Origin of the sequence: Flavobacterium sp., from assembly GCF_039595935.1 — a bacterium.
Lineage (GTDB): Bacteria > Bacteroidota > Bacteroidia > Flavobacteriales > Flavobacteriaceae > Flavobacterium.
This window is the reverse complement of the sequence record NZ_JBCNKR010000006.1, coordinates 2,738,301-2,751,182: the sequence shown is the minus strand read 5'-3', so window position 1 is coordinate 2,751,182 and position 12,882 is coordinate 2,738,301. Positions and strand designations below refer to the sequence as shown.

Here is a 12,882-nt window from a genome sequence, read left to right as displayed (position 1 = left end):
TTAAAAAGCAAATTCTTCCACAGAAGATAATGCTTTTGGCAGTGCATTTGCAGCAAAATCAGGAATTGCCGTTCCTTCAACACGAAAAGTAGTAACATCAGTCATTCCTAAAAAGCCTAAAACAGTTCGTAAATATGATTCTGAGAAATCATAACTTTTGTACGGCCCTTCAGAGAATATAGCTCCGGAAGCGATTGACAAGTATACTTTTTTATCTGTTACCAATCCTTTAGCGCCTTCCGGGCTATAACTAAAAGTTTTTCCGGCTCTGGCCACCTGATCAATCCATCCTTTTAAAACGGCAGGAATTCCAAAGTTATACAAAGGCACTCCGATAACAATAATATCAGATTCTAATAAAGTGTTTATCGCTTCATCTGAATATTTAAGCACTTCTGTTTGTTCCGGTGTATGGGCATCAGCAGGTGTGTAAACTGCGTTAATATGAGAACCCGTTAAATATGGAAGAGGCGTTTGGGTTAAATCAAGTGTCTGCACTTTCGTTTCAGGATCTGCTTTTACCAGTTTATCAATAACTGCATTTGATAATTGATTACTAAAAGAAGTATCTCCATTAGTACTGGTAATTATTTTTAGAATTTTTTGGCTCATTATTTTTATAATTTGTTTTACAATACAAACTTATCTACATTTGCTATCTCTTTTATAGTACTATCCTCAAGGATAGCGCTATCCTTGAGGATAGTAACAATATAACCATGAAAACAAAGAGCGAAATAACGAAAGAAATGGCCTGTGAACCAGAAGAATGCCTAGCGGCCTTATTACCTGTTAGAGATGCTCTGGAAGTGTTAAGCGGCAGATGGAAACTGCCAATTTTGATTGCCTTATCGAATAGACCAAAAAGATTTAAGGAAATTTCTAAAGACATAAACGGAATTACCGATAAAATGCTTTCTAAAGAACTTAAAGATCTTGAAATCAATAAATTGATTACCAGAACAGTTTACGATACTTTCCCGCCAACTGTTGAATATGCCAGAACAAAACACAGCCACACTTTATATAATGTCATTAGTGCATTAAATGAATGGGGAACTTTACACCGAAAAGAAATTATAGGAAAATAGAGTATTGTTTTTTGTTTCTCGCAGATTTGTCAGATTAATAAGATTTTCATTCTCCCAAACTTTAATTTCTAACAAAAAAACCTTTGCACCTCTGTCCCTCTGTCTCTTTGTCCCTTAAAAAAAACTCCTCAATCGTTATCGTAAAGAAATTTTAGTAAACAAAATAATTATACAGAAAAAGTTTAAATTTGGTTGTCCCAATCACTTAAAATTCTGAATAATTATGAGAAAAAATCTACAATTTAACATTAAAAAGCGATTGTTTAATTACGTCTTACTGGCTTTTGCATTATTGATTTCATCACAATCCTATTCACAATACATAACGCAAAACCTCGCTCCTACAGCCGTTATTAAAGAAGGATTAGCTTTGGAACAATCTTCTGACGGAAGAATTTTTATTGCAGAAAGAGGCGGTATTGTAAAAGTATTTCAAAACAATACTGTTTCGACAGTTTTTACAGTAACAACTGTAACAGACAACGAACAAGGTTTATTAGGATTAACTCTTCATCCTGATTTTGCGACAAACGGTTATATTTATGTTTTTTATTCTATAAATGATGGTGTTATCAGACACAGAATCGAAAGAATAAAAATCGACAATAACAATCAGGTAGTCAGCAGACAGGAAATTCTGCTTTTAGAACCTATCGGCGGCGGATTTCATAACGGAGGAGATTTAAAATTTTTTAACGGCTATCTTTATGTAACCGTTGGAGACAGTCAGCAAAATACCAATTCTCAGGATTTAGATACTTACAAAGGAAAAATTCTTCGTTTAACAGAAGACGGACTTCCGGCACCGGGAAACCCATTTTATGGAAGCGGATCTGTACAAAGACAAAGTATCTGGGTATACGGATTTAGAAATCCGTGGCGATTAGTAGCCAATACAAAAGCCAATAAATTATTTGTTTTAGACGTTGGAACTTCCTGGGAAGAAGTAAACGAAATAAGTAATCCAGCTATTCGTAATTATGCCTGGGGACATCCACAGGGAGGTGACGGAAAACAAACTGAAACTAATTTATTTACCAATCCAATATTTACTTATGCAACCGGAAGTATCGGAAACGCTTTAACAAACGGTTTACTTTATAACCCGGATATACCTCGTTATCCTAATCTTGAAGGAAAATTTATTATTAAAGATTTTGTTCGAAATGCCATTCGCTGGTTTGATCCTAATATTGCAGATCCGGTTTCAACAGAATTTTATTCAGCACCACAACAGCAGGCTCTTGGTATGATGTTAGGAAATGACGGCTTCATTTACTATTGCGCTTACGGAAATAACGGTGCTTTAATTAAATTAGATTATATAGAAACGGCTGCGCCAACAATCGTCAACCATCCATTGTCACAAACCATAATGGAAACTACTCCGGTAACTTTTACAGTTTCGGCAAGTGGTACAGGTTTAACCTATCAATGGCAGTTTAATAATGCAGATATAAATGGCGCTACAGGAGCCAGTTATACCATTCCTAGTGTAACCAATGCAAATGCAGGATCATATAAAGTAATTGTAACCAATACAGCAGGAAGTGTAACCAGTAATGCGGCTACATTAACGGTAACTCCGTTTAACAATACACCAACCGTAACCATAGTTTCTCCTCTTCCATCATTAAAATGGAATGCTGAAGATGTGGTGCATTTTGAAGCCACAGCAACTGACGTAGAAGACGGAACTTTACCAGCAAGTGCTTTTTCATGGAGTATTGACCTTTTTCACGAAGATATTCCGGGAGCGGGACACTCACACCCCGGTGCAAGTCCGCAGGGCGTAAAATCAGGAGACTTTACAGCATCTAACCAAGGTGAAAAAACACCAAATGTATGGTACAGATTCACAGTAAAAGTAACCGACAGCAATGGTTTAGTTGGAACTACTTTTGTTGACATTAAACCAAATTTAGTAGATGTTACAGCGACAAGTTCTCCTGTTCCGCTTAATTTAGAATTCAATCAAAAACCAGTTACAGCACCTTCAACAAAACAAGTTGTAGCCAATGCTGCATTACAAACCTTAAATGCTCCAACACCGCAGTATATTGACAACAAACGTTATGATTTTGATCATTGGGGTCAGGGCGGAGCAGCAAATCAAACTTTTCAGGCTCCTGCCACAGGAACTATAACATACACAGCATTTTATACCGAAACAGTTCTACAAAACGCACCATATCAAGGAATTGTCGCTCAAATTCCAGGCATTATTGAAGCTGAAAATTATGACATTGGACCAGGTGCTTATCATGACATAAACGGCGGCGGTGATAATGCATACAGAGCCGGTGACGGTGTAGGAACTGAAGCTTGTAATGAAGGCGGATTTAATCTTGCTTATGTTGCAAAAGATGAATGGCTGAAATACTCTGCAAAAGTTAGCACGAGTGGAAATTATACCATCAATTTAAGAGTGGCGACACCTTATAATACCCGAAAATTACATCTTGAAGTAGATGGTATAAATGTAACCGGAATTCTTAATATCCCAAATACAGGAGGTTTTCAGGCATGGCAGACTGTTACAGTTCCAAATATTGCTTTAACACAAGGCGATCACGTTATTACTTTATATTTTGATGAAAACGACATTAACGTGAACAAAATGGAATTTATATTGTCTGGAATTACTGCTCCGGTTGCTGATTTTGAATTTACTCCACAAATGGGATGCGTAAATGAAACCGTTACTTTTACATCGGTATCTGTTGGAAGTATTGATACTTATTCATGGAATTTTGGTGAAGGTGCACAGCCCGCAACCGCAACCGGAATTGGTCCGCATTCAGTAACTTATTCTACAGAAGGAGACAAAGAAGTTTCACTTACCGTAAGTAATTCAGAAGGAAGCAATACAAAAGATGTGACATATATGGTTCACGATTGTCATCTTGGTGTTGAAAATCCGAATGCAGAATCAAATAAAATTACCGTTTATCCAAATCCATCAAAAGGAATCTTTCATTTATCGAAAGAACTTGAATGGTCTGTATATTCAGTTTCAGGAAGTAAAATTAAACAAGGTTCAGGAAATGTTATTTCAATTTCTGATCAGGCAGCGGGAATTTATTTCATAAAAACAAAATCTGCCAGTAAAGCAATCCAAATAATCAAACAATAATTTGTTTTATAATATTTAAAAATAAACCCGACAAGAATTTAAAAACTTGTCGGGTTTTGTTTTTTTGGGAAATAACAATTTTCTGTTTATTTCCTAAAAAAGAGTTTTCTCAGGAAGAATATTTTCCGTTTTTGCAAAGTATATTTGTGTACGGCTATCTAAATAAAATACCACACAAAAATGAACAAAAATCTAATCTTACTTTTGATGATACTCCCTTTCATCAGCAGTAAAATAATTTCCCAAAACAAAAAAGAAAATTCAAAACCCAATATCGTTATCATTAATATGGATGACATGGGTTACGGAGATACAGAACCTTTTGGAATGACCGGAATTCCGACTCCAAACTTCAATAAGGTAGCACAGGAAGGCATGAGATTAACCAACTTTAATGCCGGACAAGCTATATGCACAGCATCAAGAGCAGCTTTATTAACAGGCTGTTACCCAAACCGAATCGGAATGTCGGGTGTATTGCTTCCGGGCGCTAAACATGCTCTCAATCCCAAAGAAGCAACAATTGCCTCTCTTTTAAAAAAATCAGGATATAAAACTGCTAATTACGGCAAGTGGCATTTAGGAAATGAAATGCCGTACTGGCCTACTAATTATGGCTTTGATGAGTTTTTCGGAATTCCCTATTCGCATGATGTCTGGCCGATTGATTATGATGGATATTCTCTCGTAACCGATCCAAAAGACATGCGTTCGGGCTTCCCTCCGCTTCCATTAATCAGCAATACAACCGTAATTGATACGATCCGAAACATTAAAGAAGCTTCAAAACTCACCACAATGTTTACTGAAAAAGCAGTTTCTTTTATCAAAAAAAATAAAAAAGAACCGTTCTTTTTATACCTGACTCATCCTCTTCCGCATGCACCTTTGGCTGTTTCGGATAAATTTAAAGGCAAAAGTGAATTAGGTTTGTTTGGAGATGTTATTATGGAAATTGACTGGTCGATAGGTGAAATATTAAAAACACTCAAAAATGAAGGTTTGGAGAAAAATACGGTTTTAATTGTTACAAGCGACAATGGTCCGTGGCTCGTTTTTGGCGATAATGCAGGATCTTCAGGAGGTTTTAGAGAAGGCAAATCGACTAGTTGGGAGGGCGGCACCAGAGTTCCGTTTTTAATTCGCTGGCCAGGGAAAATTAACGGCGGTATGGTAAATGGATCTTTAATGACCAATATGGATCTTCTGCCTACTATTGCAGCCATAACGGGAGCTACTCTGCCGGAAAATAAAATCGACGGACTGAATTTTCTGCCTTTGCTGGAAGGTGAAACCAATAAAGGTCCGAGAGATACTTTTTATTATTATTTTGGCGTAGGAAGCAACAATCTTGAAGCGATTCGATACAAACACTGGAAACTGGTTTTTCCACATAAAGGCACAACTTACAATAAAAACCTGCCCGGAAAAGACGGTTATCGCGGAAAAGGTGCTGCAGCAGAAATTCCGATGGCGTTATACGATCTCGCACACGATCCGGGAGAAATTCGCGATGTACAGGAATTATATCCTGAAATTGTTCAGGAAATTCAAAAAATTGCCGAAACTGCACGTGAAGATCTTGGCGATGATTTGACCAACAGAGTTGGAAAAAATATGCGAAAACCTGCGATTGTGAATTGATGTTTGTTAGATGTGAAATGATTTTAAATATCAATTGCCTCCTGCTTTAGCTGGAGGTTTACTTTTTGAAATATAGAAAAGGGCTTTAGCCAAACTCGTTGTAGTTTGGCTAAAGCCCTTTTCTGAATCATCTTATTTTCCCCTAGCTGAAGCTAGGGGCTATTGAAAACCTTTGTATCTCTGCACCTTTGTACCTTTGAACCTCAAAAAACTCTACAAAGCAAAATAAGGCGATAAAATATCTTCAAAATTATACAATCCTTTTTTCTTGTCTTTTAAATTTTCGGCAACAAAAACAACTCCATTTCCAAAAGCTTCTCTTGAAATAGATTCGTGAATTAAACGAACCGTTTGATATGGAAACCCAAAGATAACTTCATGTTTACCTACGATTCCTCCTGCCCTTACTGAGTTAATATTTTCTTTTTCAATATCTAAGGCCTCAGCAATTTTAACTGCAGTTCCGGATGTTCCCTGTTTCTTTTTAAAATGCTCTTCATTTACTTCAATATCAACCCAGGGCGCTATTTTCTTTAAAAATTTGGCCGCAAATAATAAGTAATTCACTCCTAATGTGATATTTGGCGACCAGAATACAGTAGTTTTACTGGATAATTTTTCAAGTAGTTTTAATTCATTTTCTTCGTAATGTGAAATTGCTGAAATTATTTTAACGTTTTTCTGAGCTGCAAATTCGCCGTATGTATAAATACCTTCATTAGACGAAAAATCAATAATAGCGTCAACAGGATGTTTTTCTAATAATTCTTTAACAGTTGTGTTTGAACTTGAATAAATTAATCCGGGTTCTTCTGACTCAATTCCAAAAAATTCAGGAACTGATCTGTGTTCTAAAACTTTACTTTGTCTTAAAACCCACTCAAGCGAGAATTTTTTATTTTCCAGCAGTATAGATGCGACTGATTTTCCAGTCTTTCCGAATCCGATTAATCCTATTTTCATATTTTATTTTTTTAATTGAGTATGAGACTCGTTAACAGAAATTGGCATTTTTAAGACAAAATATAATCTGAGAAATTGCACAAAAAAATGTCTTACCAAATACCCTAATAGCATAAAAATAGAAAAAATGTAACAGGATAACTAAGAAAAATTTGAATATATAACAAAAAGGAGACTTGTTAACAGGAAATATTTTGCTAATTAATTTTTATTGAGCCAGAATTATAAAAATCCTTCAAAACCTTTTTCGGCTCTTTTGCAGCTAAATTTTTATGGTAATTTTTTCAACAATTTTTGTTCGTAATATTCACAAAAAATAGCAGTAAAAAAAAGATTTAGTAATGTACAACTAAACATATTTTCGTTAGTTTTATGACCTGATACCCCCAAATCAATACAGTAAAGAATGGCTTACAATAATAATGGATTACTTCGTTTTTTAGATGCACAAAACAAATTGTATCTAACTGCTCTTGAAGAGGTTAAAAAAGGTAAAAAAGAATCTCCGTGGATGTGGTTTATTTTTCCGCAGATAAAAGGAATGGGTTCGAGTGATACATCAAAATTCTACGAAATTAAAAATGCCGATGAAGCAATTGCTTTTTTAGAGCATCCCATTTTAGGAAAACATCTTATAGAAATTACGAAAGAACTGATTAAAAAGGAAGAATTAGAAGCAGCCGATATATTTGGAATGACCGATGTCGAAAAATTACAGTCCTGTATGACTTTATTTGCCAGCATTCAAAATACGCAGCCGGTTTTTCAGGAAGTCTTACATAAATATTTTGACGGATCGTCTGATTTTCATACGCTTCAATTGTTATACAGCAATTTATAAGAAGTAAAAATTCGCTTTTCGGATATAGAAATCTTTTAAAAATAAAGTAGATAATACGCCATTTTTAAATAAGATAGTTATATTTGCAACACTGTTGCGATTATTTAACTGATAAATAAACATTTAGATATCGGGACAGAAATACCACGAAATGAAAAAGAAGATTATAGTAGTGAATTTCTTCCTGTCTTTTGCAGTATTGCTTGCCATGCTGTTTCAGACGGTTCACTCCTATGAGCATATTTTAAGACAGGCTTCTGAGAAACATTGTCATCATAAATACACTGCGGGCCAAAAAGAAATAACTCACAGTCATACTGTCGATGCAAATTGTCATATTTGTCATTTTGCCTTTAGTACTTATATTCCAAACTCGTTTCAGGCCTTTACATTTCATAAAACAATAACTGAAACCTCTTATAAATTCTTTTATTTTGAGGGAATTTCAATCTTTTTCAAAGGGAGTCTTTTTGCACTGCGCGCGCCACCCGCAATCTTTTAATTACTACAATTTTACATTCTAAAATTAAAATAACTTTTTGCCTTTATTCAAATTGGCAAAGGGAATTTGTTTTGTTTTTTGTCTGACATTCTTAAATACTCTGATAAATAAGCATTTATAATTGTAGTAAATCTTCATTTTACAATTCATTTTCAAGCTTTTAAAACTCTTTAAAAGCCTGATGTTTCTATACTTATTTTAAATTTCTCAATACATAAACCTATGCTTACAGCAAAAAACCTAACCAAAAAATACGGTGATTATACAGCTTTAAATGCCTTAAACTTAACTATAAAAGAAGGTGAAATCTTTGCTCTTTTAGGACAAAACGGCGCCGGAAAAACCACAACCATTAATTTGTTTTTAGGCTTTATAGAGCCTACATCGGGAGAATTGGAAATTAATAACATCTCAGTTACCGAAAATAATCCGGAAACTAAAAAACAGGTTGCCTATATCCCTGAAACGGTAATGTTATATCCAAATCTTTCCGGAATTGAAAACCTGAAATTCTTTTCATCATTGGCCGGATTCAAATATTCTGCCGGAGAATTAACTTATTTTTTAAACAAAGCAGGATTGCAGTCAAAAGTTCACCATCAGGATTTAGGCGGATATTCTAAAGGAATGCGTCAAAAAGTAGGAATCGCCATTGCTATTGCCAAAAAAGCAAAAGTGCTTTTATTAGACGAGCCTACAAGCGGTTTAGACCCAAAAGCGTCTAACGAATTCTCGCAGATTTTAAAAGAACTTTCTGCTGACGGAACGGCAATTTTAATGGCCACTCACGATATTTTCAGAGCCAGAGAAGTCGCTTCGCACATAGGAATCATGAAACAGGGAAATTTAGTTACGGTAATCGAAGCTGATAAAATATCGGCTAATGAACTAGAAAACCTTTATTTACAAACCGTTTAAGGGAAAAATTAAATTTTCCGTCTCTTCATAAAATGAAATATTTATATACCATTCTATTTTTAATCATCAGCTTATATCAATTACAATCTCAAACAGTTAATTACAAAACAAAAGATAGTACTGCTCAGGATTCAGTAAAAATGATGAAAAAAAACGAATTACAAACTGTAGAAATTGTGGGACGATCTTCCAGAAAATACAACAGTGATTATTCGTTTGCTGCGACAAAAACAGCCGCTTTAAACAAAGATATTCCGCAGTCTATTTCGACTATAACCAAAGAATTAATTGCTGATAAAGGTGCTTTCTACTTAGGCGATGCTGTAAAAATGGCAAGCGGCGTAATTCCCGCAAGTTATTACAACCAATATACCATTCGCGGAATTAGCCAAAATGAAGAAGGACAGATCATTAACGGAATGCGTACACGTCAGTATTATTTTCTGCAGCCTTTAACGAGTAATATCGAACGTGTTGAAGTGATCAAAGGTCCGTCGAGTGCGACATTTTCTTCTGTTGATCCCGGCGGAAGCATCAATATGGTAACCAAAAAACCTCTGGCAATTGACCGAAAAGAAATCAGTATGAGCGTAGGCAGTTTTAGTACTTTGCGCGGAACTCTTGATTTTACAGGCCCGTTAAACGAATCTAAAACACTTTTATATCGTGTAAACGGTGCTTATCAGCAGGCAAAATCATTTCGGGATTTAGTTAACAATAAGTCGTTTTTGATCTCGCCGTCTTTCAGTTATATTCCAAATGAAAAAACGGCAATTAATACCGAATTAATTCTAAGCGACATGACCGGAAATTTAGATCGCGGACAGCCTATTTTTGGTGCCGTTGCCGGAAAAACAAGTCTTAGCAAAACACCGATAAGTTTAAATCTGGGTGCGCCAAGTGATTATTTTAAGTCAAAAGAAATGATTTTGATGACGAATTTTGCGCATAAATTCAATTCAAAAATAGGTTTTAATGCTTCGTACATGAAACAAACCTGGGCAGAAGATCTTCAGGAACACCGAACTACAAATGCTTTTGCCGTTGATATGAACAATCAGCCTGTTACCAGTCTAGCCATGATGCAGTTTGTACAGCGTCAGCAAAACTGGGATATCGACAATTTGAGTGCTTATTTTAATTTTGATTTTAAAACCGGAAAACTCAATCATAAATTGTTAACAGGTTATGATTTAAGCAGCTGGAACAAAAACAAAGGCGGCGGACAAAACGCTGCGAGAGGTTATCTTTTAAAAGATGGCACTGTTGCCAGTTCTTTTGTTTTGGCCAATGCCTCAAATTACCAAACTACTACTATTGACGGAGTTGTGCTTCCAAAACCTAATGTCAATTATTTTAATTTGAACAATCCGACTTACAGGTTAACAAGTCCTGAAGATTATATTTTGAATGTGCGCACTGCCCTTCCATCGGCATTAACAACTACCAATGCCATTTATATTCAGGATCAGGTTCAATGGGAAAAATTTACTTTTTTGTTGGGATTGCGAAATGAATGGTTTGAAGATATTACGAACTACGAAACCAATAACGAACTCAAAGTCAAAAAATCAGCTTTGCTGCCAAGAATCGGAATTACTTATGCGGTAAATAGCGCCATAAATGTATACACCACTTATCTAGAAGGGTATCAGCCGCAATCGAACACGGTCACTTTGATGCCTCAAACAGGTTCGTTACCTGCCGGAAGTTTATTTGACCCGCTTGAAAGTGATTTGAAAGAAGTGGGAATCAAAACTACTTTTTGGAACAATTCAATGAGTTTTAATGCAGCGATTTACGAAATCAACCAGCGCAATATTTTAATGAATGCCAATGATCCTGCAAATCCTGATTTGCTCGTAACAAGAGGTGCTGAACGAAGTCGTGGTTTTGAATGCGATTTGGCTGGTTACATTACTCCAGACTGGCAGATTAATGCATCGTATAGTTACATTGATGCCGAAATTACAAAAGACAGCAATCCGGCTTTAATTGGAGCCAGAAAACAAAATACGCCAAAAAACAGCGCCAATTTATGGACACGTTACAACTTTTCTTCAGATTCGGCTTTGAAAGATTTAGGAATTGGAGTTGGAATGCAGTATCAAAGCAGTAAAATTCCTTGGTTTACAAGAGATTTTACGATTCCTGATTTTACCATTTTTGATGCAGCATTGTTTTACAAACCTAGCAAAAGCAATGTACAGATTGCTGTAAATGCGGGCAATTTGTTAAACAAAACCTATTGGCTCGGCGCACAGAATTATTTGCGTTTATTTCCGGGAAGTCCAAGAAATGTAAGCCTTACCGTAACTTATAGATTCTAATTTATATGAAATTATTACATAAAGAAATCCTTATAGCCAGACATTTTAAAAATTCTGTTTTTAAAAATCCGGCGATTTATATTATTACGCTTTTTATTGGTACACTGCTTTTATTTGCTGCTTTTTCGGGTTGGGACAATTACAAAAGCCAAAACGAAACCAGCGAAAAATACCAGCATGAGTCCCGCGAAGACTGGTTGAAAAACCCAGATAAAAATCCGCATAGAATGGCACATTACGGCAATTTTGCTTTTAGGAAAAGTACTTCATTAAGTGTTTTTGAATTTGGAATGGAGCCGTTTTTCGGAAATGCCATTTTTCTTGAAGCGCACAAACAAAATACAGCTAATTTCTCTGAAGCCGGATTCTCAAACAGTATGCTTCGTTTTGGCGAAATCAGCATTGCTATGATTTTACAGGTTTTACTTCCTTTATTAATCTTTTTTGTCGGCTTCAATTCTGTGGCGTATGAAAGAGAAAACGGAACCTTAAAAATTCTTTTGAGTCAGGGAATCAACTGGAAACAGCTTTTGTTTGGCAAAGTTTTAGGTATTGCCAGCGTCGTTATGCTGCTTTTTGTTCCCACTATTATCGTTTTGATTTTAATTTGGTTACTGCTGCAAAATTTTTCAATTTCGGCAGATGAAACCATCAAAATGCTGTTGTTTGCTGGGTTTCATTTTATTTATCTGATGTTTTTCTGCGTTGTGGCTGTTTTGGTTTCAGCAGCCAGTAAAACTTCAAAAAAAGCATTGGTTTCCTTAATTGGAATCTGGTTGATTTTTACCATAATTCTGCCCAGAACTACTCAGGCAATTGGAGCTTATTTGTATGAAGCACCATCAAAAATTAAGTTTAACAGCGATATCGAAAAAGATATTCTAAAACAAGGTGATAGTCATAACCCAAATGATGTTCATTTTAAAGCCATAAAAGATTCTTTGTTACGAGTTTACAAAGTCGATTCGGTACAAAAACTGCCTTTTAATTATTCGGGATTTATCATGACCGAAGGCGAGAAAATCAGTTCTGATATTTATAATAAACATTTAGAAAATCTTCTGAAAATTTATGCCAGACAAAATAGTTTTTCCAAGGCTGTTTCGATCCTGAATCCGTACATCGCCATGAAGAATCTATCGATGGGATTATCGAATACAGATTATGATTCATACATCGATTTTCAAAAGCAAGCTGAAGAATACCGTTATCTAATGGCGCAGAAAATGAATGGTTTACAGATAAAATACATCAGCAATAAAAAACCAGGACCAAACGATAAACCTTTAACTGTCAGCAAAGAACACTGGGCAGATATCGAAGAATTTCATTATGAGCCTAAAGGAATCGCTGACGTTTTAAAAAGCGAAATTGTTTCTGTTATTTCTATTTTTTTATGGGTAATTCTGTTGTTTGTTTTAATGAGAATTGCTGCTAAAAACCTAAAAGCCATCTAA

At 35.4% G+C, this 12,882-nt stretch carries 10 protein-coding genes; 8 read left to right on the top strand and 2 right to left on the bottom strand.

What is annotated here, in order from left to right; genetic code table 11:
- A complete protein-coding gene (locus ABDW27_RS21675; protein ID WP_343697807.1) occupies positions 1 to 612 on the bottom strand; it encodes an NAD(P)H-dependent oxidoreductase in 612 nt (203 codons plus the stop codon).
- 107 nt (positions 613 to 719) lie between these two features.
- Between ABDW27_RS21675 and ABDW27_RS21670 the strand changes: the two genes are divergently transcribed.
- The 3 genes from ABDW27_RS21670 (at position 720) to ABDW27_RS21660 (ending at position 5,871) form a co-directional block, all read left to right on the top strand.
- Positions 720 to 1,091 carry a helix-turn-helix domain-containing protein gene (locus ABDW27_RS21670; protein WP_343697806.1) on the top strand — a complete coding sequence of 124 codons (372 nt, stop codon included), beginning with the start codon at positions 720 to 722 and terminating at the stop codon, positions 1,089 to 1,091.
- Positions 1,092 to 1,314: 223 nt separating this feature from the next.
- Complete coding sequence (locus ABDW27_RS21665; RefSeq protein WP_343697805.1) at positions 1,315 to 4,227, top strand: PQQ-dependent sugar dehydrogenase; 2,913 nt, start codon at positions 1,315 to 1,317, stop codon at positions 4,225 to 4,227.
- 180 nt (positions 4,228 to 4,407) lie between these two features.
- Positions 4,408 to 5,871, top strand: a complete 1,464-nt coding sequence (locus ABDW27_RS21660; RefSeq protein ID WP_343697804.1) for a sulfatase — start codon at positions 4,408 to 4,410, stop codon at positions 5,869 to 5,871.
- A 213-nt stretch (positions 5,872 to 6,084) separates the two neighbouring features.
- On the opposite strand, the gene ABDW27_RS21655 is transcribed toward ABDW27_RS21660, so the two are convergent.
- Positions 6,085 to 6,834 carry a dihydrodipicolinate reductase C-terminal domain-containing protein gene (locus tag ABDW27_RS21655; RefSeq protein WP_343697803.1) on the bottom strand — a complete coding sequence of 250 codons (750 nt, stop codon included), beginning with the start codon at positions 6,832 to 6,834 and terminating at the stop codon, positions 6,085 to 6,087.
- 406 nt (positions 6,835 to 7,240) lie between these two features.
- Here ABDW27_RS21655 and ABDW27_RS21650 point away from each other — a divergent pair, with 406 nt between their 5' ends.
- From ABDW27_RS21650 to ABDW27_RS21630, 5 genes are all read left to right on the top strand, one after another.
- A complete protein-coding gene (locus ABDW27_RS21650) occupies positions 7,241 to 7,675 on the top strand; it encodes a DUF1810 domain-containing protein (RefSeq protein WP_343697802.1) in 435 nt (144 codons plus the stop codon).
- Positions 7,676 to 7,826: 151 nt separating this feature from the next.
- On the top strand, positions 7,827 to 8,177 hold the full coding sequence (locus ABDW27_RS21645; RefSeq protein WP_343697801.1) for a hypothetical protein: 351 nt from the start codon (positions 7,827 to 7,829) through the stop codon (positions 8,175 to 8,177).
- Between the two features lie 222 nt (positions 8,178 to 8,399).
- Positions 8,400 to 9,095, top strand: coding sequence for an ATP-binding cassette domain-containing protein (locus tag ABDW27_RS21640; protein ID WP_343697800.1), 696 nt, complete (start codon positions 8,400 to 8,402; stop codon positions 9,093 to 9,095).
- A 32-nt stretch (positions 9,096 to 9,127) separates the two neighbouring features.
- Complete coding sequence (locus ABDW27_RS21635; RefSeq protein WP_343697799.1) at positions 9,128 to 11,425, top strand: TonB-dependent siderophore receptor; 2,298 nt, start codon at positions 9,128 to 9,130, stop codon at positions 11,423 to 11,425.
- Between the two features lie 5 nt (positions 11,426 to 11,430).
- Positions 11,431 to 12,882 carry a DUF3526 domain-containing protein gene (locus tag ABDW27_RS21630; protein WP_343697798.1) on the top strand — a complete coding sequence of 484 codons (1,452 nt, stop codon included), beginning with the start codon at positions 11,431 to 11,433 and terminating at the stop codon, positions 12,880 to 12,882.

Bases quoted from the DNA above. Each gene is read 5' to 3' on its own strand.
- ABDW27_RS21675 (WP_343697807.1), bottom strand. From the start codon at position 612: ATGAGCCAAAAAATTCTAAAAATAATTACCAGTACTAATGGAGATACT.
- ABDW27_RS21670 (WP_343697806.1), top strand. From the start codon at position 720: ATGAAAACAAAGAGCGAAATAACGAAAGAAATGGCCTGTGAACCAGAA.
- ABDW27_RS21665 (WP_343697805.1), top strand. From the start codon at position 1,315: ATGAGAAAAAATCTACAATTTAACATTAAAAAGCGATTGTTTAATTAC.
- ABDW27_RS21660 (WP_343697804.1), top strand. From the start codon at position 4,408: ATGAACAAAAATCTAATCTTACTTTTGATGATACTCCCTTTCATCAGC.
- ABDW27_RS21655 (WP_343697803.1), bottom strand. From the start codon at position 6,834: ATGAAAATAGGATTAATCGGATTCGGAAAGACTGGAAAATCAGTCGCA.
- ABDW27_RS21650 (WP_343697802.1), top strand. From the start codon at position 7,241: ATGGCTTACAATAATAATGGATTACTTCGTTTTTTAGATGCACAAAAC.
- ABDW27_RS21645 (WP_343697801.1), top strand. From the start codon at position 7,827: ATGAAAAAGAAGATTATAGTAGTGAATTTCTTCCTGTCTTTTGCAGTA.
- ABDW27_RS21640 (WP_343697800.1), top strand. From the start codon at position 8,400: ATGCTTACAGCAAAAAACCTAACCAAAAAATACGGTGATTATACAGCT.
- ABDW27_RS21635 (WP_343697799.1), top strand. From the start codon at position 9,128: ATGAAATATTTATATACCATTCTATTTTTAATCATCAGCTTATATCAA.
- ABDW27_RS21630 (WP_343697798.1), top strand. From the start codon at position 11,431: ATGAAATTATTACATAAAGAAATCCTTATAGCCAGACATTTTAAAAAT.